17 protein-coding genes are annotated in these 22,462 nt (G+C 45.7%); 13 read left to right on the top strand and 4 right to left on the bottom strand.

Annotation, left to right across the window (positions count from 1 at the left end; all coding sequences use genetic code 11):
- Positions 1-348: 348 nt before the first annotated feature.
- Positions 349-522: a DUF4248 domain-containing protein gene (locus ACPYIV_RS19135; protein ID WP_425884647.1), complete on the bottom strand. Its 174-nt coding sequence runs from the start codon at positions 520-522 to the stop codon at positions 349-351.
- Positions 523-986: 464 nt separating this feature from the next.
- Between ACPYIV_RS19135 and ACPYIV_RS19130 the strand changes: the two genes are divergently transcribed.
- The 10 genes from ACPYIV_RS19130 to ACPYIV_RS19085 all read left to right on the top strand — a co-directional run bounded on the left by ACPYIV_RS19130 (position 987) and on the right by ACPYIV_RS19085 (position 12,756).
- The gene (locus ACPYIV_RS19130; RefSeq protein WP_290092606.1) at positions 987-1,985 is read left to right on the top strand and encodes an IS110 family transposase; all 999 of its coding nucleotides are present in this window, start codon (positions 987-989) and stop codon (positions 1,983-1,985) included.
- A 1,131-nt stretch (positions 1,986-3,116) separates the two neighbouring features.
- Positions 3,117-4,421, top strand: coding sequence for a hypothetical protein (locus ACPYIV_RS19125; protein ID WP_425884645.1), 1,305 nt, complete (start codon positions 3,117-3,119; stop codon positions 4,419-4,421).
- Between the two features lie 33 nt (positions 4,422-4,454).
- Positions 4,455-5,582 carry an imelysin family protein gene (locus ACPYIV_RS19120; protein WP_425884643.1) on the top strand — a complete coding sequence of 376 codons (1,128 nt, stop codon included), beginning with the start codon at positions 4,455-4,457 and terminating at the stop codon, positions 5,580-5,582.
- 29 nt (positions 5,583-5,611) lie between these two features.
- Positions 5,612-7,018, top strand: coding sequence for a di-heme oxidoredictase family protein (locus ACPYIV_RS19115; protein WP_300762230.1), 1,407 nt, complete (start codon positions 5,612-5,614; stop codon positions 7,016-7,018).
- Positions 7,019-7,042: 24 nt separating this feature from the next.
- Positions 7,043-8,281 (top strand): porin, encoded by a 1,239-nt coding sequence (locus ACPYIV_RS19110; RefSeq protein WP_293739252.1) that lies wholly within the window; start codon positions 7,043-7,045, stop codon positions 8,279-8,281.
- Between the two features lie 17 nt (positions 8,282-8,298).
- The gene (locus ACPYIV_RS19105) at positions 8,299-8,997 is read left to right on the top strand and encodes a hypothetical protein (RefSeq protein WP_425884640.1); all 699 of its coding nucleotides are present in this window, start codon (positions 8,299-8,301) and stop codon (positions 8,995-8,997) included.
- A 6-nt stretch (positions 8,998-9,003) separates the two neighbouring features.
- Complete coding sequence (locus tag ACPYIV_RS19100; protein ID WP_425884638.1) at positions 9,004-10,158, top strand: Rid family hydrolase; 1,155 nt, start codon at positions 9,004-9,006, stop codon at positions 10,156-10,158.
- Between the two features lie 16 nt (positions 10,159-10,174).
- Positions 10,175-10,879 carry a hemerythrin domain-containing protein gene (locus tag ACPYIV_RS19095; RefSeq protein ID WP_425884636.1) on the top strand — a complete coding sequence of 235 codons (705 nt, stop codon included), beginning with the start codon at positions 10,175-10,177 and terminating at the stop codon, positions 10,877-10,879.
- A gap of 13 nt (positions 10,880-10,892) precedes the next feature.
- Positions 10,893-11,501, top strand: coding sequence for a response regulator transcription factor (locus tag ACPYIV_RS19090; RefSeq protein WP_425884634.1), 609 nt, complete (start codon positions 10,893-10,895; stop codon positions 11,499-11,501).
- Between the two features lie 109 nt (positions 11,502-11,610).
- Complete coding sequence (locus ACPYIV_RS19085) at positions 11,611-12,756, top strand: Rid family hydrolase (protein ID WP_425884632.1); 1,146 nt, start codon at positions 11,611-11,613, stop codon at positions 12,754-12,756.
- Between the two features lie 26 nt (positions 12,757-12,782).
- On the opposite strand, the gene ACPYIV_RS19080 is transcribed toward ACPYIV_RS19085, so the two are convergent.
- The 3 genes from ACPYIV_RS19080 to ACPYIV_RS19070 all read right to left on the bottom strand — a co-directional run bounded on the left by ACPYIV_RS19080 (position 12,783) and on the right by ACPYIV_RS19070 (position 17,116).
- Complete coding sequence (locus ACPYIV_RS19080) at positions 12,783-13,148, bottom strand: helix-turn-helix domain-containing protein (protein ID WP_425884630.1); 366 nt, start codon at positions 13,146-13,148, stop codon at positions 12,783-12,785.
- A 34-nt stretch (positions 13,149-13,182) separates the two neighbouring features.
- On the bottom strand, positions 13,183-13,476 hold the full coding sequence (locus ACPYIV_RS19075; protein WP_425884628.1) for a type II toxin-antitoxin system HigB family toxin: 294 nt from the start codon (positions 13,474-13,476) through the stop codon (positions 13,183-13,185).
- Positions 13,477-13,792: 316 nt separating this feature from the next.
- The gene (locus ACPYIV_RS19070) at positions 13,793-17,116 is read right to left on the bottom strand and encodes a DUF6383 domain-containing protein (RefSeq protein ID WP_425884626.1); all 3,324 of its coding nucleotides are present in this window, start codon (positions 17,114-17,116) and stop codon (positions 13,793-13,795) included.
- A gap of 1,135 nt (positions 17,117-18,251) precedes the next feature.
- On the opposite strand from ACPYIV_RS19070, the gene ACPYIV_RS19065 reads away from it, so the two are divergent.
- Genes ACPYIV_RS19065 through ACPYIV_RS19055 form a run of 3 tightly spaced genes read left to right on the top strand, consistent with a single transcriptional unit; the run spans position 18,252 to position 22,423 of the window.
- Positions 18,252-18,944 (top strand): hemerythrin domain-containing protein, encoded by a 693-nt coding sequence (locus ACPYIV_RS19065; RefSeq protein WP_293734478.1) that lies wholly within the window; start codon positions 18,252-18,254, stop codon positions 18,942-18,944.
- A 5-nt stretch (positions 18,945-18,949) separates the two neighbouring features.
- Positions 18,950-19,552: a response regulator transcription factor gene (locus ACPYIV_RS19060; protein ID WP_425884623.1), complete on the top strand. Its 603-nt coding sequence runs from the start codon at positions 18,950-18,952 to the stop codon at positions 19,550-19,552.
- A gap of 3 nt (positions 19,553-19,555) precedes the next feature.
- Positions 19,556-22,423 (top strand): glycoside hydrolase family 3 C-terminal domain-containing protein, encoded by a 2,868-nt coding sequence (locus ACPYIV_RS19055; protein WP_425884621.1) that lies wholly within the window; start codon positions 19,556-19,558, stop codon positions 22,421-22,423.
- Positions 22,424-22,462 lie beyond the last annotated feature (39 nt).

Raw genomic sequence — 22,462 nt, 5'->3', positions numbered from 1 at the left:
TGATAAGAAAGGACATAGAAATAGAAAATTTCTTGCAAGAAATAGTTGGAGGTTAAAAAGGAATGCCTATTTTTGTAGCGAAAATATGACGAATTTAAACGTACGTTTTCGTTAGTCATTTCTCCCGCCTTCATAATATCTTATACATCAATATTTTACAAACGCATTTCCCTGTTTTTGGCATTTAAAAAATAACATTTTTTAAACCGTCTGTTTTTTACACATTTCCTTATATATCAACAAATTAAGTTTTTCGGTTCAAGTTAATGAAAAGGCTATTTTTGGACGTTTTTCGAGCAACGCAAATCTTTGTGTCTTTTTTTGTTAAATCATTGCGCATTCGTTTACTTATTTTATGTTCCAGTTTTCCGGTTCACCCAGATGTTCAAGCACTATCGTCACCTGTCGAGACGTAATGATATGCAGGCCTTTCATGTAGCCCGCCTTCTTCAAATCGGCAAGCAGGTCTTCCTCGCAGGCGATCAGTACGCCTAAACGGGTGGATGGCAATTTCGGGCTCACTCTCGGCAAGAAGTGAAGCTGTCTTTTTGAAATGTTAAATCATACAAGAACCTCCACTAAAAGGGGAATATTTATATCTATTTATTATTCAACGTTTTGTATCATTACGAGTTTCTTAAAAAATATTACCCGCAAGGGTAATTTGAAATACATGGGGTAGAAAACCGAATTTTATGCGCTACTATTTCGATTTAGACCAACGGGAATTTCGAAAAACTGTACTCTAAGTTTGCGTAAAGCAAGAAGCTGAGGTTAATTTATATCTTTGTTGTATGAAGAAACTAAATTAACCGACTAACGGAAGTACACTAATGGAAAACGATAGTCTTTAAAGACTAGTTATTGTAACAGACTTCCGTTAGTCAAGCAGGCAAAGACTAAATAGATTATTGATATATAATAGGATATCATTTAGAGTAGTAGCCCATTCCTGCTTTCGGTTAATCCAAAAACAATATAAAGGTATGAATAAATTATTTATCGGGATTGATTTCTCCAAGAAAAAAGTAGATGTAAGTGTGATAGAGAAAGAAAACATATCTTCAGGTGTCCACCGTGAGTTCAGTAATGATGTTGCCGGACATGAGAGTCTGTTGGCATGGCTTTGTGATAGCTATCCGCAGACAGGCAAAGATCAGATGCTCTTTTGCGGTGAGAACACGGGACTTTACAGCGTTTGTTTGAGTAACACTCTCGCGCACGAGGGTTATACACTGTGGCTGGAACATCCTTACAGGATCAAACACAGCAGCGGCATGCAACGCGGGAAAAACGATAAATTGGATTCATTGCTGATCGCACAATACGCTTGCCGTTTCGAGGATATGGCCAAGGTCTATACCCCCAATACGGAAACCATCCGGGCGCTGCACTCATTTTTCACATTCCGTGATTTATTGGTGAAAATGAAAAATGAAGCATTGGTACATGCCAAAGAACTCCATTCGGTCCTAAAAGGGAATCACGCAACAGATTACATATATCAACATAGCCTGACACAAGTGGATAACTTGAACCGTGAAATAAAAGATGTGGAAAAGGAAATAATGGATCTGATCAACAGTGAAGAGGAGATCAAAAACAATTATGAGCGTATTACATCCATCAAAGGCGTGGCTTTTGTCAACGCCCTTGCTTTGATCGTTTATACCGAAAACTTCACCTGTTTTGACGATCCGCGCAAGCTGGCCTGCTATGCGGGAGTGGTACCGTTCCAACGAACCTCCGGCTCCAGTGTCAAAAGCAATGCCAAGACAAGTGGATTTGCCAATAAAAAACTAAACACGCTACTCACCCAAGCGGCACGAACCGCTGCCATACATGATCCAATATTAAGAGAATATTACAGGCGCAAAAGAGAAGAGGGGAAGCATCATAATTTAGTTATAAACAATATTAGAAACAAACTGATACATCGAATCTGTGCATTGGTCAGGAACCAAACTTTCGACCAAACGGCTTAGATTTTTGCAATATTCTTAATTTGTTTTAAAATCTTTCCGTTTATTTGGTTGGGAACATAGATTACAATAAGCCAGAGATGACAATAAGGGGCGTTTTGAGGGAAATGCGAAACTATTAATTTATCTGTTACTTTTGGCTTGATCCAAAAGTAACCAAAAGATCAAGGCTTAACCGGCTGGGCTACTCCGGGCAAAGGCTACGCTGTCGCCTGCGAAACTCGCTTCGCTCAAACAGCGCAGGCTCCGGACGCTTCGCCTTTACCCTCCGCTTTACGCCCACCCGCTTAGGCCTTTCTTAGAAAGCTGCGCTTTCTCTTGGGATGGCCGACACCGACAGTTCTTTTACGATATCGGCAGTTCTTTTATAATACCGGAGGTCCTTTAGCGTCCCCGTGTGGGGCACGGGGACAAGCCTGTTCCCGCACTTGAAGCTGTCAACAGAACAACAAAGCCGGCAGTAGCACCATCCTCAACAGAGCCGTCAGGCTCTATCTCCGGCCTAAGCTGGTGAGCGTTAAGCGCAGTGACCGCAGTGAGCGTCCGGAGCGTCTGCTGTTTGAGCGAAGCGAGTTTCAGACGCGACAGCGAACGAAGGGAACGGAGTAGCGAAGCAGGTTCGGCCTTGATCTTTTGGTTACTTTTGGATCAAGCCAAAAGTAACAGATAAATGATCTATTTGCTTATTGGGATATGTGCGGCACCGAAGGAGACTGACATCCAATATTAAATATCGGGTAAGCCCCCCCAAAAACCGTAGCCCGGTAAAATAGCGGAAGTCTTAAAATAAAAAAGAAGCCTTTCTTCCCAGAGAAGCTTCTTTTTTATATCGGAAATAACCAATAAAAACTTTCCGACATAACTAATCATCTTATATGCTTACATATTAGCAAAAGGTTTTGATATAGCGATTATACTAATAGTGTTACTTTCTTAATGACATTGCAAAGATACGGGCACTTCCGTTCTCCCACAATACCTATATGTAAGTAAAAAAGCGCTTCTCGCTACCTATTCAGGGTGATATTGAGATATAATACCTACAAATAGGTAACAACAGCGGCTTTTTACCTACTTATTGCGATTGCACACCGTTCGTAACCCCTCTAATTTTGCCAAAAATTTCAAAATGCAATGAAAAGGTTAACTAATTTATTAGCAATTACTCTACTTACGTCTTGTGCAACGGCATTTGCACAAGAGAACAGTACTTCGACAGCGGCAGAAGAATCTGCCGGGATTTACGCGAGCGGATATAATAAGTTCCGTTTCGGCGGATATGGGGAAATGGCTGCAAGCTATATGGATTATAGCCAAAACAGGATTACCCCCAACGGATCGGCCAAAGAAAACAGAGGAACCATTTCTATCCCACGCTTCGTCTTAGCCTTCGATTACAAATTTTCCCCTACCTGGATATTGGGAGCCGAGATAGAATTCGAATACGGAGGGACCGGAGTTGCACGCGAAATAGAATGGCGCTCTGAAAACGGCGAATACGAAACTGAGATCGAAAAGGGCGGAGAAGTGGCTCTTGAACAATTCCATATCACAAAACTCATACATAAATCGTTTAACGTACGTGCCGGCCACCTGATCGTACCCGTCGGGTTGACAAACGCCCATCACGAGCCTGTCAACTTTTTCGGCGTCTACCGTCCGGAAGGCGAAACGACCATCCTGCCGTCTACCTGGCATGAAAACGGGATTGCATTTTTCGGCACATTCGGGAAATTCGATTACGAAGCCATGTTGGTTGCCGGACTCGACCCGTTGGGCTTCTCCCGCGAAAACTGGATTGCCAGCGGCAAACAAGGGATGTTCGAAGTTGACTGCTTTACATCTCCCGCAGTCGCCGCACGCCTGAACTATACACCCATACAGGAATTACGCTTAGGCGCCTCCTTCTATTATAACCGGACAGCCAAAAACGCGTCCAAGCCCAGTAAGACTTCCGACCTTCAGGCTGATGTAAACATCTTCACGTTCGACGCACAATACAAAAGCCGTAACCTGGTTGCACGTGCAAACGCTGTTTACGGGAATCTGAGCGACAGCTATATGCTGAACCGTCGGATCGCCCAAATGAGCAGCAGCACGGGATACACGCGTACCACCGTTGCTAAAAATGCTGCAAGCTACGCAGGCGAGATAGGCTACAATGTTGTTTCGCTTTTCAACGACTCGAAAAACGCAATACGCGTCTTTCCTTTTGTACGCTATGAATATTACAACACGATGGAAGATGTTGCAGAAGGCATTACGGCAGACAGACGTTTCAAGGTTTCAGCTTTCACAGTAGGCGTAAACTATTATGCGCTGCCCAATTTAGTCGTAAAGGCGGATTACATCAACCGCCGGATAGGAGGAGGAGACTTCAACTGTGAAAACCAGATCTCTGTCGGGTTGGCCTATGTAGGCTGGTTCCTGTCAAAATAAAATATTTATAACCTAATTTATAACAAACAAAAAATGAAAAGAAATCAAATTTATTCATGGGTAATGGGGGCAGCTATGAGTGCGGCACTGGCTTTCACTTGTGTTTCCTGCGACGAAGAGAGTACAGGTAATGAAGGTGGTAACACATTCGAGAACATTGTAGACCAAACAAAAGCACAGGCTGCTGTAGAGGCTTATGTCGATAAAACAGTAGTCCCGACTTACAAAGATATGCTTGATAAAGTGACAATCATGCATACGGCGGTCACCACTTTCCTGAGCAACAAGACCCAAGCCAACTTGGATGCTGCTTGTACGGCATGGCGTGAGGCGCGTGAACCTTGGGAAGAGAGCGAAGCCTTTCTTTACGGACCCGCCGAATACGAAAACCTGGACCCTTCCTTGGACTCCTGGCCTCTGGAAATGACCGAGATCAATGCAATTCTGGAAAACAAAAACTGGGGAGCAGTAGAGGGTGAAAGCGAAGCGGCTTTCGGAGTCCGTGGTTTCCATACACTTGAATACCTGTTGTTCAACGAAGGACAGCCCCGGGATGCCTCGACAGTCAAAGACGAGGAAATCCAATATACCAAGATCGTAACCGAACGCCTGCTTAAAGATACGGAAACCTTGTATTACACCTGGTCCAAAGATGGGGCCGTCGATAAATATTCAACTTGCTTCGGCAATGAATTCAAGCAGCATAATACGGATCGTTTCGGTTCGCTGGCTGTCGTAATCGGACAAATCTTCGACGGTTGCATCGATATTGCCGGTGAAGTCGGAGATGCTAAAATCGGAGAACCGTACAACAAATACAAAACAAATAAGGAAGAGGGTGTCTTAGCCGTTGAATCCTGGTATAGCTGGAACTCGCTGAAGGACTATACCGACAATATCGTCAGCATCGAAAATTCTTATCTGGGAGGAATCGAGGGCGATCGTGGAACAAGCCTTTCCGAACTAGTTAAAAGTGTCAATCTGGACGTTGACCAGAATTTGAAAGATGCCATCGATAATGCAAAAACAATGATCAACAAGATTCCTGCACCTTTCCGCAGCAACCTGACAAGCAATGCCGAAATTGAAGCAGCCATGGACGCTTGTGCAAACCTGAGTGACGCTCTGACACAAGCTAAAGGAGCTTTGAAGCTGGATTAATTTTCCAGTTTCATTAAACACAGCAAAAAATGAAATTTATAATCCAATTATCCCTGTTATCCGTCTGCCTGTTTTCCTGCGAAAAAGGGCTGGATGACACGCTTATATTAAAGACAAGCGGTGAAGTCGCCAAACCGGAAGAGCTTTCAGCCGGCATATCAACGACTTTTATGTCTTCGAGCAAAGCATACGACCAACCTGCCTCGTGGGTCGAAGATGAGCTTTTAACCCGCTTCACGACAGGGGATGCTCTTTATGATGATGCCCGGACAGGAGACGACGATCCTTATACGGGTGGTATGGGCCCTGTCTATGCGGGTTACTCGTGTGGAGCATGCCACAAAAATGCAGGACGGACGGAACCGACGTTACATACTGTCGGAGGTTCCGGAAAATACAACTTTTCTTCCATGCTCGTTTATATTTCCCGCAAAAACGGGGCTTTCTTCCGGGATTACGGCCGTGTTCTGCACGACCAGTCCATTTATGGAGTGGAACCCGAAGGTAAACTGAGTGTGACCTACACGGAAGAGACCAAATCTTTCCCCGATGGGGAAACCTATTCGTTGCTCACGCCTCACTACAAAATCACCGAATGGTATGCCGACAGCATCCGTCCCGAAGACCTCAACATAACCGTACGTATTCCTCTACGGCATGTGGGGATGGGACAAATGATGGCGCTTGACCATGACGAACTGAAAAAACTGGCCGAGCAAAGCAACTACCCGCAGTATGGGATCAGCGGCCGGCTCAACTACATAACAGAACGCGGCGTATACCAGATCGGTGTCAGCGGCAATAAAGCCCAGCATGCCGACCTGACCGTCGAACTGGGCTTCTCGTCCGATATGGGCGTGACGAACGACCGCTATCCTTTCGAGGTCTGCTTCGGACAGGTCCAGATGATGGGCATGGCGATGAACGGCATACAAATCACAACGCGCGATATGGAAGATGTCGACCTCTACCTGCATAGTTTAGGAGTACCCTACCGCCGTAACGTAAACGACGAAACGGTAAAGAAGGGTGAGGAATTGTTTTATCAAGCCAAATGCCATCTTTGCCATACCCCGACCTTGCATACCCGACCGCGCGGGGCTGTCTTGCTTAACGGAACCAAACTGCCCTGGCTCGGCAGCCAGACCATACATCCCTATTCGGACTACCTGTTGCATGATATGGGGATCGGGCTGGATGACCAATACGTAAGCGGACTCGCACAAGGATGTGAATGGCGCACAACCCCACTGTGGGGAATCGGACTTCAGGAAAAAGTAAATGGACATACTTATTTCCTGCATGACGGACGTGCCCGGAATCTGACAGAAGCCATCATGTGGCATGACGGCGAAGGCCAGGTGTCACGCGAATTATTCGCCCGGATGAGCAAAGAAGAACGGGCGGCCGTTCTCAAATTCCTGAATTCATTATAATAATACGATATTAATTATATACACATGAAATCATTTTTCAGACAATGGTTAGCAGCAGCTATCCTATATACGGCTTTACCTTCTGCAACTTACGCACAGACAAAATCGATCGATGACAAATATGTAGAAAACGACGTTGTCTCTTTAGCTGGTAAAAAAGGATTTTCATTCAATACAAAAGCAGGAGATTTTCTCTTGAAGCCTTATGTCTTGATTCAGGCATCCGGCAACTTCAATTACTATGACGACGAAGATCTGGACCTGTCGGAAGTAGATCGTATCGCCAACTCCGGATTTGCGATTCCGAATGCCCTGCTCGGATTTTCAGGAAAGGCTTTTGGCAAGGTTACGTTCAACTTTACCCTTAACGCGGCAAAAAGTGGCGGGGCTTTATTGCAACAGGCCTGGTTCGATGTAAACATGAAGGAATCTCTCCGCCTGAAAGTCGGTAAATTTAAGACACCCGGACATCAGGCTTACTTAGTAACACTGGGTGAAACGTTGTTCCCTTCTTTGCCGTCATCGCTGACAACGAGGGTCAATATCCCTTATTCTTTAAATGCCGTCAACCCTATCTTTGCCACAGGCTTCGACCTCGGAATCGAACTCCACGGACTGATCGACCGGAAATGGGACTACGGAGTCGGGATTTTCAACGGAAGCGGCATAGATGTCAACACCGCAGGGAAAACGATGAGCGACGATCATAAATGGTTGCCTTCTCTCCTGTATGCAGGACGTATCGCTTATATGCCTAAAGGCGAAATGCCTTCTTACCAGGGGAATCCGGATGATTTGACAAACGACAAGATGCTTTTCGCGCTCTCCACATCTTATAATGTCGAATCGGAAAGTGAAAGTACAAACGATTTCCGTGCCGGATTCGAATTTGCGTGGTTAAAAAACCGCTGGTACGTCACAGCTGAGGCTTATTGGATGAATATGAAATTCACTAAACGCCAACAAATATCCAAAGCATACAACTTCTGGGGGGCTTATGCCCAAGTCGGATACTTTGTAACAGACAAGATGCAATTGGCTGCCCGCTATGACTGGTACGACCGGAACGGCGCGAATAAAAAAGGCCTTATGAATATGCCTGCCGCCGGCTTTAATTATTTCTTTTCCAATTTCAACCTGAAGTTGCAGGTTATGTACCAATATATGGGACGTACCGGACATGATACCCAATTAGATCGTGACAACGACGCACTCAATATGCCTATGCATTCGGCAATCGCCATGTTGCAATACTCTTTCTAACAATAGTAAAAAATTAAATGAATAAGATCATATATACATTTTTTGCTGTGTGCCTACTGTCTACCTCCTGCGACGACGGGGATCTGCATCCCGAAGAAACTGGAGGGACAGAAGGACTCAAAGTGACAATGGAAGTCTCCTTCAGTGGATTGGAAGCCTGGCCTTCCACCTATCAGATCGTTTTGGCTGCTTACGGCAATGACTCGGGAAATCCGCTCATGTCCAAACAGATTCCGGCTCCCAAATCAGAAGATGAAACAGTCTCGCTCGACCTGAACGGGCTGCATGAAGATGCAAAAACAATCGGAATTTCGATTCTGACCAAAGGACGCAAATTAATCTACAATTTCTACACTTACGATATCAGTAACGGGACTGACGATGTAACTCTACCCGTCAGTAAAATCGATATTGCCTCTTATGACAGGATACAGCATCAGGTTTTTGACAACTATTGCGCCGCCTGCCACGGAGCTGGCGATAAAGCGGCGGCAGGATTATACCTGACCGAAGGGAAAAGTTTTACCAACTTAGTCAACGCAAAGTCAACCCTGTCTACTTCAAAAAAAAGAGTAGAACCGGGTATGCCCTCGTATAGTTTCCTGATCGACATCCTGACCGGAGATATTGTAAATTATAATCATACAGACGTTCTCCCGCAAGATGAGCTGGTTACACTTATCAAGACGTGGATTAGAGACGGTGCTAAAGAATAATAACACATGGCATTTACAACAAAAACATACGAACAGAATACCATAAACGTTCAGATTTGTTCTTTTATCGGGAAAGGAGGAGTGGCGGAATATCAGTTGCTGATGTCTGTCACCGATCCTTTTCTTCCTTTTCGTGCACAACTGCAAAATCTGCAAAAAGCATATGCAAAGATAATGACAGAAGAATTGCCGGCTCAGGCTGTAGCCGTGTTCCGCCGTTATTTTCTGAGTGACGCTACCAATCAGACCGATATGATCATGGAATGGGAGTGTGAGAACTCACTCTGCCCCTTGTCGATCGTGCAACAAGCGCCTCTGAACGGTAGCAAAATTGCAATATGGGTTTACCTGCAAACGGATATGAACATACAGAGTTGCAAGAACGGGCTGACAGAAGCATCCCACAACGGCTACCACCATTTCTGGGGAGGAGGGTTCGCCAATAAAGCCTCAAACTCTGAATACCAGACCCGGTTGTTGCTGAACAATTACATTCTGCAATTAACAGAGCAGCATTGTACACTCGCCGCAAACTGCATCCGTACCTGGTTCTTCGTCCAGAACGTGGATGTCGACTATGCCGGTGTCGTCAAGGCCCGCAAAGAGGTTTTCATCACGCAAGACCTGACGGAAAAGACTCATTATATTTCCAGTACGGGGATAGAAGGGCGCCATGCCGATCCGAACGTTTTTGTCCAGATGGATACCTATGCCGTAAAAGGCTTACACCCCGGACAAATCCAGTTCCTCTATGCTCCCGCCCACCTGAATCCGACATACGAATACGGGGTCACTTTCGAACGGGGGACAGCCGTAACTTATGGCGACCGGAAACAGATCTTCATCTCCGGAACCGCGAGTATCGACAACAAAGGCGAGATCGTATATCCGGGGGATATCCTGAAGCAAACGGGACGTATGCTGGAAAATATCGAAGCCTTGCTGCAGGAAACGGGTGCCAGGCTGACGGACATCATGCAGGCAATCGTCTACCTGCGCGACCCGGCGGATTACCGGGTAGTCAAGCAATACATCGAAAGCCGGCATCCGTCATTTCCGCACCTGATCGTACATGCTCCCGTATGCCGTCCGGGCTGGCTGATCGAGACGGAATGCATGGCTGTCGTACCGGCGAATGCGCCTCAATATGCCTGCTTATAATCAACCTACTATACAAATGATAAAAGATATGGGAAACATGAAGAACGGAAAATACAGGGAAACAAGCAAGATGAGCGACCTGATATGCGAGAATTATCCGATGGTCCTTGTGATGAGCCGCTTCGGAATCGACCTGGGGTTCGGAGAGAAAAACATCGGAGAAGTATGCCGGCAGAATAAGATAAACACACATACTTTTCTGGCTGTCGTCAACTTTCTGACGGAGTCAGAGGCCGTCCCGGTAGCGGAGGTCCATAAGGATATTTCCATCTCCTCGCTTATCACTTATCTGCATAATGCACACGACTATTTCCTGAACTTCCGCCTTCCCCATATCCGCCACAAGCTGACGGAGGCAATCGTGAGCTGCCCGGAAGATGTGGCTTTCGTGATCCGCCGCTTTTTCGACGAATATGCCGAGGAGGTGCACAAACATATGTCGTACGAAGAGAAAACCGTCTTCCCGTATGTCCGCAATTTGCTGGAAGGGAAGAAAGACCCGAAATATAACATCACCATCTTTCGTAAACGGCACGACCAGATCGAGATGAAAATTACGGAATTGAAAAACCTGATCCTGAAATATTATCCGGGACCGGACAGTAACCTACTCAACAGTGTCCTGTTCGACATCTTCGCAACCGAACAGGATCTCGCCTCTCATAACCGGGTGGAAGACTACCTCTTCGTACCTGCTATCCTGTCTTTAGAAAAACAATAAAACCACCCCTGCCATGTCCACTAACATTAAAATAGCGATAGCCGAATCGTCCGCCATCATCCGGTACGGACTGGAAACGCTGCTGAGACGCTTACCCGGATTCCGTATCCAGATATCCGAGATAACAGCGGCAGACTGTCTGACAGAAGGCTTACGCATTTATAAGCCGGACATTCTGATTATGAACCCTTCCATCCGGGGAAACTTCAACCTGCAACATCTGAAAGACGAATGCGGTTGTCCGGATATGAAATGCTTCGCACTCCTATATAACGTAAGCGACCCGTTCCTGCTCCGCCCCTATGACGACCAGATATCCGTATACGACAGTGCGGACGAATTGAAACATAAACTGGAACACCTCAACACCGAAGAAGTAGCACCCGAAGAAGGGGAAAGCGACGACCAGCAGACACTGAGCAGCCGGGAAAAAGAAATTGTCATTTGCGTGGTGAAAGGCATGACAAACCGGGAGATTGCAGACCGGTTGTACCTGTCCACCCACACCGTCATCACACACCGCCGGAACATCGCCCGTAAATTGCAGGTGCACAGTGCCAGCGGCCTGACGGTTTATGCGATCGTGAACAAATTGATAGAGTTGAAGGACCTGAACGGCTAAAAAATGGCATCATTCCTTACTTTATTAAGTAATTTTCAACTCTCTATTTTCAATTTTCAATTAAATAGCCTTATTTTTACGATCTATACCGCAAAAACACAATACACATATGAACCTGATAAGGAAAACATACGACACGACTGAGGTGCAAATCACCTCCTTTCAATCTTCCAAAGGTATAACGGAATACCATATTTTCTTCCAGCAGACAGATTGCATGGAGGATTATCACGCCCAGCTGCAGCATATACAAGATGTTTACGCCCATTGCGTAGAAGAGTTGCCGGGCAATCCGGTCGCCATTTTCCGGCGTTATTTCCTGAGCGACGTAACCAACCAGACGGATGAACTGATGGAGCGGGAACGGCTTTCCCCCTATTGCGCGCTGTCAATCGTGCAACAGGCTCCGATGAACGGGACGAAGATCGCGTTGTGGGCCTGGTTGCAGACAGGTGTACAGACACAGGTGTTGCCAAGCGGATTGTTCGAGGCGCGCCACAATGCATATAGCCAACTTTTAGGCGCTAACCAGTGTAACAGGGCAGCCAATTCGGAGTATCAGACCCGTCTGATCTTCCGCGATTATATCCTGCAACTGACGGATGCCAATTGTACGCTGGCGACCAACTGCCTGCGTACGTGGATCTTCGTACAGAATGTAGATGTAAATTATCCGGGTGTGGTAAAAGCCCGCAAAGAGGTGTTCGCAACACAGAACCTGACGGAGGAGACTCATTTCATTGCCAGTACGGGGATCGAGGGCCGCTATTTCGACCCGATGGTGTTCGTGACAATGGACACGTATGCCGTTTCCGGTATTTGCCCCGGACAGATCCGCTATTTATACGCTCCCGAACATCTGAACCGCACGTACGAATATGGCGTTACGTTCGAACGGGGAACAGCAGTCACATACGGCGACCGCCGTCATATATTCATCTCCGGCACGGCCAGCATCGACCGGTATGGCGAAATCGTGCACGCCGGCGATGTCATGAAACAGGCTTCCCGCATGATCGAAAATATAGCAGCCCTGCTGAAAGAAGCGGAGGCCACTTTAGACGATATCATGCAGGCGGTGATCTATATCCGCGATACGGCGGATTATGCACGGGTAAAACTGTATATGGATGAACACCATCCTAACCTCCCTTATATTATTGTGCGTGCTCCGGTTTGCCGGACCGGCTGGCTGGTCGAAATGGAATGTACGGCGGTAACGGCGAAAGGGGATGAACGGTTTGCGGCCTTGTAATAACAAAATGGGGAGTATGAAGAAATTTATACTCCCAACACAATATTGGCATCTATATTCAATTTACGGCTCATTTCCCTGGCCACTTTTAATGTCGGTTCGCACTTACCTGAAAGATATTCGCTTACTCGCGAAGGACTTACGCTCAATAATTCCGACAACTTTGTTTGAGTAAGGCCCATCTCATACATACGAAGTTTAAGAACATCCACAAGTGAGGGGGTTTCCACCGGAAAATGAACTTCCTCATAATCGGCAACCAAGTCCGAAATCAAATCAAGTTCAAGAAAATTCTTGTCATCAGAAGGAGTATCATTGCCAACTACCTTCAGCAATTCTTCAATTCTTGCACAAGCTGCTTTGTACTGTTTTTCTGTTTTTATCTTTGCCATATCTCTACTTACAGTTTATACGTGTGTCTCACGTTCAGATAGAAGAACAATCTATTCTATCATATTCTTTATGCGTACCAATAAAGCGGATAAATACTTTTTTTGCTGTAAATAACACAATCGCAACCAATCTGTAGTCATTTCCTTTAATATTGAAAACAAACCTGTCATTGCCGACATAGTCAACCCCATTAAAAGTTTGCTTCATATCAGCCAAACATGTCCAATCGCTTCTCTCGGTCTTTTTATACCAATCTTTCAAAGGGACATCGGCATCAGCGTGCTTTTTAATATACTCCCTTATAGCTGCGAACGTTATTATCCTCATAACTATTTTGCTTTGTGGCAAAAATAGCAACAATATTTCGAAACTCAAAACATTTTTCCAATATTCAAAAACGAAGCCCCGGCAGTACGAATACTACCAGGGCTTGTTTTTTTGTCTGCGCTCCTTCCTCACAGAAGTACGGGCAGCGTTCTTATTTTTTACTTTAGTATTAATGTACCACTTATTCGCCCTCACGGGGTAATTGAACGGTCGGAAGACCGGACGCATGGTTCATTACTTGATTATAAATTCTTTATTTCAATCCAAGTAGAGATACGGTTACCCATATCTCTACCTTATGATGAATATGTCGTTATTATTTAACGATAGCTTTAACAGCTTCTTCGCCTTCAACAGCTACTACAACTACACCTGCAGGAGCAGCGATTGTAGCATTGTCAGAAGTGATAACTGTGTTAGCAACTGTCTGGCCTAAGATGTTAGAGATAACAACTTTCTTACCGGCAGCACCAGCGATCTGAATGTTTCCGTTACCAGCGATAACAGTTACTTCAGATGTTGCGATTTCTTCGTTGTCTGTTGCCAATTCGTCATTTTCTTTATTCTCAACGTTGAAGATCAGGGCACCGTCGCCACCGGTCTTAGCGTTAGAGAATGAAGACTTATTGTCTGTCAATACAACACAACCATTGTGCAATTTCAACCAAGCAGCAGTAGAAGGAGCGATATCTTTCTTTGTACCTGTTGCAGAATATACACCTGCTGCATCTTCAGGATAAGCCATAGATTCAAACAAGAATGAATTATCTTCGTTGTTTTCTGTTACTTTCAGAGCTTTTTCAGGATGTACATAACGGAATGACCAAGTTACATTCTTGTGATCGTCACCAGACAGATCCACGATAAAGGATTTACCACCATTAGCAACAGCAATAGAATCAGCTTTATCCATTGCTGCGAAATCAATCTTGTCATTAGCCAAGCCTTTGAATTCATCACGCAGGACATACATCAGATGATCTTCCGGAAGAACAATAGCTTCTACGAAACCAACACGTACATAACCGTTCTTAATGTCAGTGTAGGGTTTTTCCATATTGTTAACTTCAGCAGAGTCCTGGAAGCTAACCAGGTATTTACCTCTCTGGAATCCAGGAAGAGCCGGATGAGCATGCTTACATGCCATAGAATCTGTTGTGATTTGTCCGTCAGGAGTGATATGAGGGCCTTCTTCTGTACAAGGAATACCCTTTTTACCTTCAAAGTCATTATGAGCAACAGAAACCAGATACTGCGGTTTGATATAACCACGACCTAAACCAAGCCAAGCTGTATCAACCTGGAATGCCAGACCTGTAGCCTTGTCAGCAGTCCACATACCAACATAATTTACAGTTTCATCCATCAAGCCACCTTCACGGTTGTTTTCATCCATCAAATATTCTTTACGGACACTTTCGTAGAATCTCAAGCTATCACGGCCGTCTGTTGCACTCTCACCCAAAACTTCATTATTGAAACGACGATACAAAGGAGTCTTATCTTCAGCGATAGCAAATGCAGAGGTTCTTGTTTCAACCAATGGTTGAACTTTCAATGTCGCATCCAGAATGTCATCAGTTACACCTGCTTTGTAGTCACCCAGTTCTTCATCAGCAGCTTTAAGAATTGCATAATAGCATTCGCCATCGTAATGGTTGTTTTCTTTCAAATAGAAAGAGTCAGGAACAGCCACATACTTGTTCATACCATATTTAGATTCTGCACAGCTATCCATATAAGCATAACCTAACTGGATTGCATAGTTAGCTCTGTACAACTGTTTGATACCCAATCTTGTTGCCTTAGCCGTAGTTACAGTATAACCATAATTGTTGATACCTTTGTAGATCAAGCGGAACGCGTCTTTGTCTTCAGCATTTGCCAATACATTCAACAGAGAATCTTTACCTGCGCCTTTAGCCAGATATTTGCTATTTTCTCCTGTTGCATACGGGTGCAGATACTTGAAGTTATATTCTCTCAGCAGGAATTCTGCATCCAGAATATTCTTGTAACCCAGCAAAGAATCCTGATAAGCTTCAGCAATCAAAGCAGCATTACCCTTAACACCTTCAGCTTCTTTCACTTCAACAAAATACAATGAATCTGTTGCAGGAATCAAAGTAGAAGTAGCAGTCCAATATTTTGCACCGTCAGCTTTATACAACTGGATTGACTGAGTCAAGTCATCAAATTCACGGTTAGTAACTTCGATCGGAGAAGTAGCAGCCAATTTTGCGTTAGACTGAGTCTTCAAAATAACCCACTGGTAAGCCGGCATATGAGCAGGAAGCTGTTCTCCAGCCTTAACTGTTACCCACTGAGCTTCAGCACCATTTACATGAATCGGAGATGCCAGATACTGACCAGCCTTATTCATGATAAAGTACAAACCGTCAGCAACAGAGCTACGACCATCGGATACAGGTTCACAACCCTTGAAACCGAAGCCGATTTCTGTTTCTTTCTTACCGTAGATAGTTACAATACGGATATCGTCAGCCTTAACCAAGTCCTGAACAGTTACGTAGTTCTTCTTGTCAGCGTTAGATGTAATAGCAGTTGTATCGCCTGCAGTTGAACCATCACTTTCACTAAAGTACTCATGTCCATTCAGATAAGTAGCTTTCTTAACCTGAATAACCAAGCTATCTTTAGAAGGCCAATATGTAAACAAGAACTTAGATTGGTCGTTGAGAACGCCTAAGGTATCATTAAGTGTTTTGCCTTTCAACTTAGCAGATGTAAACTGTTTTGTTGCGAAGCCTAAGAATCTTTCACCATTATCATTTACATAAGCAGTATCGACATAAACATAAGTACTATCACTCTTCTTTCCTGTCATAATACGAACAAAATCGTCTACTGTAGAACCAGTCTTTGTTGTATCAGCAAAGAACTTAGCATCGTCTGAAAAATAGTTTTTCAGTTTAGTATTATTCTTGTCCTTGTTAAAAGTCAGTTTAACACCTTTGTCAGCTGTCTGAAGACCAAGAATAGTGTTAATAGCTTCTGCATTTAAGGTCAGTCCATCAGCATAAGCTAAAGTAAACTTAGTAAATACACTACCAGTAACACGATCAGCAGAAGCTACTTTTGCAGACTCCTTCATAACACGAACAGTATCGCTTACTGTCGTTGTATTTCCCACTTTAACAAGTCCGATTACAGAGTCTGCTTTGAAATAAGAATACAAAGTAGCTGCTTCTACGCCACTTTTGTACTGAGAAGAGAAAGCCCAACCGCTGATTTCACCACCGACAGTAGTAGAGTCTGTTGTTGCACTTGAACCCGGGCGAGTAACCAATTCAGTTCCGGCATAAGCGATATCCAAACGCTGGCCTGTTGCCTTGTTTGTAAAGTCAAAGATAGGAGCTTTACCGTAACCTTCTTCCGTTACTTCCACACACCACAAAGAATTAGCGATGTTTGCACCAGTCAAAGCAGTTTTTGCCTGCATCAACAAAGTTCCATGCTGGTTCATAACCAAAACACTATCACCAGATGTCTGTAACTGGAACAGCTCAGTGTTGGTTTTCCCCAGTGAAGTAACCGGATTAGCTACTGCTGCATTAGCAGACACCGCACCCATCAAAAGCGCAGCCCCTGCTACAAGAGTAGAAAACTTTTTGTTCATAATTCTAAATTTAATATTAATACTAATGTTTATAAAAAGTTCAGTTCTATCGTACGTTTGTTAACTTTTGTCTTTTGAAATCGAAAACGTACGTTTTTTTTAGTCATTTTTTTTGAGATGTCGGAAAGTTCGTATTAAAAAGAGCCTTTTTCGTACTTGTTAAGCTATCTAATTGATAAGAAAGGATATAGAAATAGAAATTTTCTTTGAGAAAAGGATTGCAGGTTTAAAAAGTATATGTATTTTTGTAGCTGAAAAATGACGAATTTAAACGTACGTTTTCTTTAGTCATTTTGAAATAGCATCCTATCATTTTTATTTTCAACCACTTACATTCTATTTTAATTCCATTTTTACCCCTATAATATAGGTACGCACGTACATAATTAGTAAATCATATTAAACTGATAATCAACCATTTTCAAAAAGCCTTAAAATGCCAAAATCGGCCTTTTTGCGATTTCACCCCATTTTTAGCCCTATTTTGGCCTAAAAAACCCCTGCGAAATTCCTACCCAGGATAAGAAAAGGCGGTATCGGCCATCCCAAGAGAAAGCGCAGCTTTCTAAGAAAGGCCTAAGCGGACGGTCGTCAAGCGGAGGGTAAAGGTGCAGCGTCCGGAGCCTGCGCTGTTTGAGCGAAGCGAGTTTCGCAGGCGACAGCGGAACCTTTACCCGGAGTAGACCGGACGGTTAAGCCTTGATCTTTTGGTTACTTTTGGATCAAGCCAAAAGTAACTAGTAAATCTTCCAATAAAAGATTCACATTTTCTCCAAAACGAAGCTTATTGTCATCCATTACTTATTGTACGATTCACTAAAATACCCGTTGGTCCAAATCGAAACAGTAGCGCATCTAATTTGGTTTTCTACCCCATATATTTCAAATTACACTTGCGGGTAATATTTTTTAAGAAACTCAAAATAACACAAATCACTGGATAACAGGCAAATATAAATATCCTCCTTTTTAGAGAACTTATTGTAATTTATTATATCAAAAAAGACAGATTTACCTTCGCCAAGAAATGAGGTTTTTGATGCGGTTATCCTGACGGAATAATTGCAGAAAGAGATACTTACAAAAAAAATTGTATCTTTGGCTATTCAAACACCAAGACAAGAGAGAAAAGCCTATGTATAAGAATGGTAAATATCGGGAGACCGATAAAATGAGCGATCTGATCTGCGAGAACTATCCGATGGTGCTTGTCATGAGCCGCTTCGGAATTGCACTCGGATTCGGAGAAAAGAACATCGGAGAGGTGTGCCGCCAAAACGGTGTCGATCCCTGCACGTTCCTAACCGTCGTGAACTTTCTGACAGAAGAGGTATCTGCGCCGATGACAAATATCGACAAATGCCTGTCGATCGAGGCTTTGATCACTTATCTGCATAATGCACACGCCTATTTCCTGGATTTCCGGCTTCCCCATATCCGCCGCAAGCTGACAGAGGCGATTGCAGACTGTCCGAAAGATGTGGCTTTCGTCATTACCAAATTCTTCGACGACTATGCTACAGAGGTGAACAAACACATGTCGTATGAGGAAAAGACGGTATTCCCCTATGTACGGGGATTGCTGAAGGGCGTGAAAGATCCGAAATACAACATAACGATCTTCCGGAAACATCACGACCAGATCGAGATGAAGATCATCGAGCTGAAAAACATCCTGATCAAATATTATCCGGGGCCCGGCAGTAACCTGTTGAACAGCGTCCTGTTTGATATCTTTGCCACCGAGCAGGACCTGTCGTCCCACAACCATGTGGAAGACTATCTTTTCGTGCCGGCGATCTTAGCTCTCGAAAAAACAATACAGTGATGCCTATGAGCACCTTATTAAACATAGCGATTGCCGAACCGTCCGCCATCATCCGCAGCGGGCTCGAAGCGGTATTGAAGCGGCTCCCCGGATTCCGCATCCAGATCATCGAAATAGCTACTGCGGAGCTTTTGCAGGAGACACTTCGCTCGCACAAGCCGGATATGCTGATCATCAACCCGTCGCTCCCCGGTTGCAACACCTCGCAACTCCTCAAGGAGGAAACCGGCTGTACGGAGATGAAATGCATAGCCCTGCTGTATGCCGTCGCCGATCATGCCCTGCTCCAGCCCTATGACGACCAGATCAACATCTACGACAGCCCGGACGAGATCCGCCACAAACTGGAACGCCTCCATACGCCGCCGACGGAAGATGATGAAAACGAAGAACAGCAGACGCTCAGCACGCGTGAAAAGGAAATCGTGGTCTGCGTCGTTAAAGGCATGACAAACCGAGAAATAGCCGACCGCCTGTTCCTTTCCACACACACCGTTGTTACGCACCGCCGGAACATCGCCCGGAAGTTGCAGATACACAGTGCCAGTGGTTTGACCGTATACGCCATTGTTAACAAATTAGTCGAACTGAACGACATCAAATTATAATCCATGAAGAAAAACAGACTCGCCGTCCTTACGTCGTGCCTTGTCCTCTCTGGGACATTCTGCACGCAGGCGCAAAACAAAACGCCACAGGAAATCCGGATACCGGACACCTACAAATTAACGAATAAGTCCATTTACCGGAACGGTTGGATAGACTTCAACAAGAATGGGAAAAAGGATGTATATGAAGATCCAGCCGCCCCGATCGATGCACGCATCGAGGACCTCCTCTCGCAGATGACCGTCGAAGAAAAGACCTGCCAGATGGTTACGCTCTACGGCTACAAACGGGTGCTGAAAGACGACCTGCCGACGCCGGACTGGAAAAACCAGCTCTGGAAAGACGGCATGGGAGCTATCGACGAACATCTGAACGGTTTCCAGCAATGGGGGCTGCCCCCTTCGGACAACCCGTATGTTTGGCCGGCTTCCCGCCACGCCTGGGCTTTGAATGAGGTGCAACGGTTCTTTATCGAAGAGACACGCCTCGGCATCCCGACCGATTTCACGAACGAAGGCATACGCGGGGTGGAAAGCTACATCGCCACCAACTTCCCGACACAATTGGGACTGGGACACACCTGGAACCGCGACCTCGTACACAAAGTCGGCTATATCACCGGACGCGAAGGACGCTTATTAGGATATACCAACGTCTATGCCCCGATCCTCGATGTCGGCCGCGACCAACGTTGGGGACGCTATGAAGAGGTATATGGCGAAAGCCCGTACTTAGTAGCCGAATTAGGGGTGGAAATGGCAAAAGGCATGCAGACCGACCACCAGGTAGCCGCCACTTCCAAACACTACATTGCCTACAGCAACAACAAAGGCGGACGTGAAGGCATGGCGCGCGTAGACCCGCAAATGTCACCGCGCGAAGTCGAGATGATCCATGTATATCCCTGGAAGCGGGTCATCAAGGAGGCCGGCATCCTCGGAGTCATGAGTTCGTACAACGATTACGACGGGTTCCCGATCCAGAGCAGCTATTACTGGCTGACGACACGCCTGCGCGGGGAGTTCGGTTTCCGCGGGTATGTGGTATCGGACAGCGACGCCGTCGAGTATCTTTTCTCCAAACACGGGACTGCCGCCGATATGAAAGAATCCGTATTGCAAAGTGTATTGGCCGGACTGAACATACGTTGTACGTTCCGCTCCCCCGATTCATACGTCCTGCCGCTTCGCGAACTGATCGCGGAAGGTGCGCTGCCGATGTCTACGATCGACGACCGTGTGCGTGACATCCTGCGCGTTAAATTCCTTGTCGGATTGTTCGACCATCCGTATCAGATCGATTTGAAAGAAGCGGACCAAGAGGTGAACAGCGCCGAAAACCAACAGGTTGCCTTGCAGGCTTCAAAAGAATCGCTCGTTCTGTTGAAGAATCAGAATGCCGTTCTTCCCTTAGATGTAAACAAAGTTTCCAAGATTGCCGTATGCGGCCCGAATGCCAATGAAGAAGCATACGCTTTGACACACTACGGCCCGCTTGCCGTAGAAGTGACAACCGTTTTGGAAGGTATTCAGAATAAAGTAAAAGCGGGTACGGAAGTGCTCTTTACCAAAGGGTGCGACCTGGTAGACGCCAATTGGCCGGAATCGGAACTGATCCGTTACCCGCTGACCGGCGAAGAACAAAGTGAAATCGACAAGGCAGTCGAAAACGCAAAGAATAGCGATGTTGCCGTTGTCGTGTTGGGTGGCAGCAACCGTACCTGCGGAGAAAACAAATCGCGTTCCAGCCTCGAGCTGCCGGGCCGCCAGCTCGACTTGCTGCAAGCTGTCGTAGCAACCGGCAAACCGGTCGTATTGATCCTGATCAACGGACGCCCGCTATCCATCAACTGGGCGGACAAATATGTTCCGGCCATCCTCGAAGCCTGGTACCCGGGATCGCAAGGCGGAACGGCCATTGCAGACGTCCTGTTCGGCGACTATAACCCCGGCGGAAAACTGACGGTTACCTTCCCGAAGACAGCCGGACAGATTCCGTTCAACTTCCCGACCAAACCGAACGCACAAGTTGACGGCGGACGTAACAAAGGGTTGGACGGCAATATGTCACGCGTAAACGGCCCCTTATATCCGTTCGGCTACGGATTGAGTTATACGACTTTCGAATACTCGGATATCTCGATCCAACCCGCTGTCGTGACACAAATTCAGCCGGTTACCGTACGTTGTAAAGTGACAAACACGGGCAAACGTGCCGGGGACGAAGTGGTACAATTATATGTACGCGATGTCCTCAGCTCCGTCACGACCTACGAAAAGAACCTCGTCGGCTTCGACCGCATCCATCTGAACCCGGGGGAAACGAAAGAGCTTACCTTCACGATCGAACCGCGCGACCTGCAACTGCTGAACAGTGACCATCATTGGGTGGTAGAACCGGGAGACTTCAAGGTTATGGTCGGCGCCTCGTCCGAGGACATTCGTCTGAACGACCGCTTCACGGTAGTAGAATATGGGAAAGAGCCGGCAGGCGCATCGGCAGTTTCCCGGCAGCAGAAATCAGTTATTGCCAGTTCTTCGCAAGAGTCTGCCCCATTGGTATTGGATGGCAACCTGTCTACGGCCTGGAAAGCCAACAAAGGCGAATACATCACTTTCGCACTTGAAAACAATGCCTCTCCTAACAGCATTGCGATTGCCTGGAAAGAAAAAAGCAAAGACGCCCAATTTGAAATCCAGCTCTCCGGTGGCGGAGGCCAGTTCCTGACCGTATATGAAGGAACAGTAGAGGCTACGAACGAACTGAAGAATTACCGGTTCAAAGGCACGACCGCCAGCGATATCCGCATCGTAATAACCTCCGGTAATGCCAGTATTTCGGAAGTAAAAATCAAGGAACTGAAGAGCTGAAGAGTTGAAAGTTGAGAGTTGAAAGTTAAAGGGGAATAT

This window comes from Parabacteroides vesiculifaciens (assembly GCF_049860805.1).
GTDB lineage: Bacteria > Bacteroidota > Bacteroidia > Bacteroidales > Tannerellaceae > Parabacteroides.
This window is presented reverse-complemented; position numbering and strand designations above follow the sequence as displayed.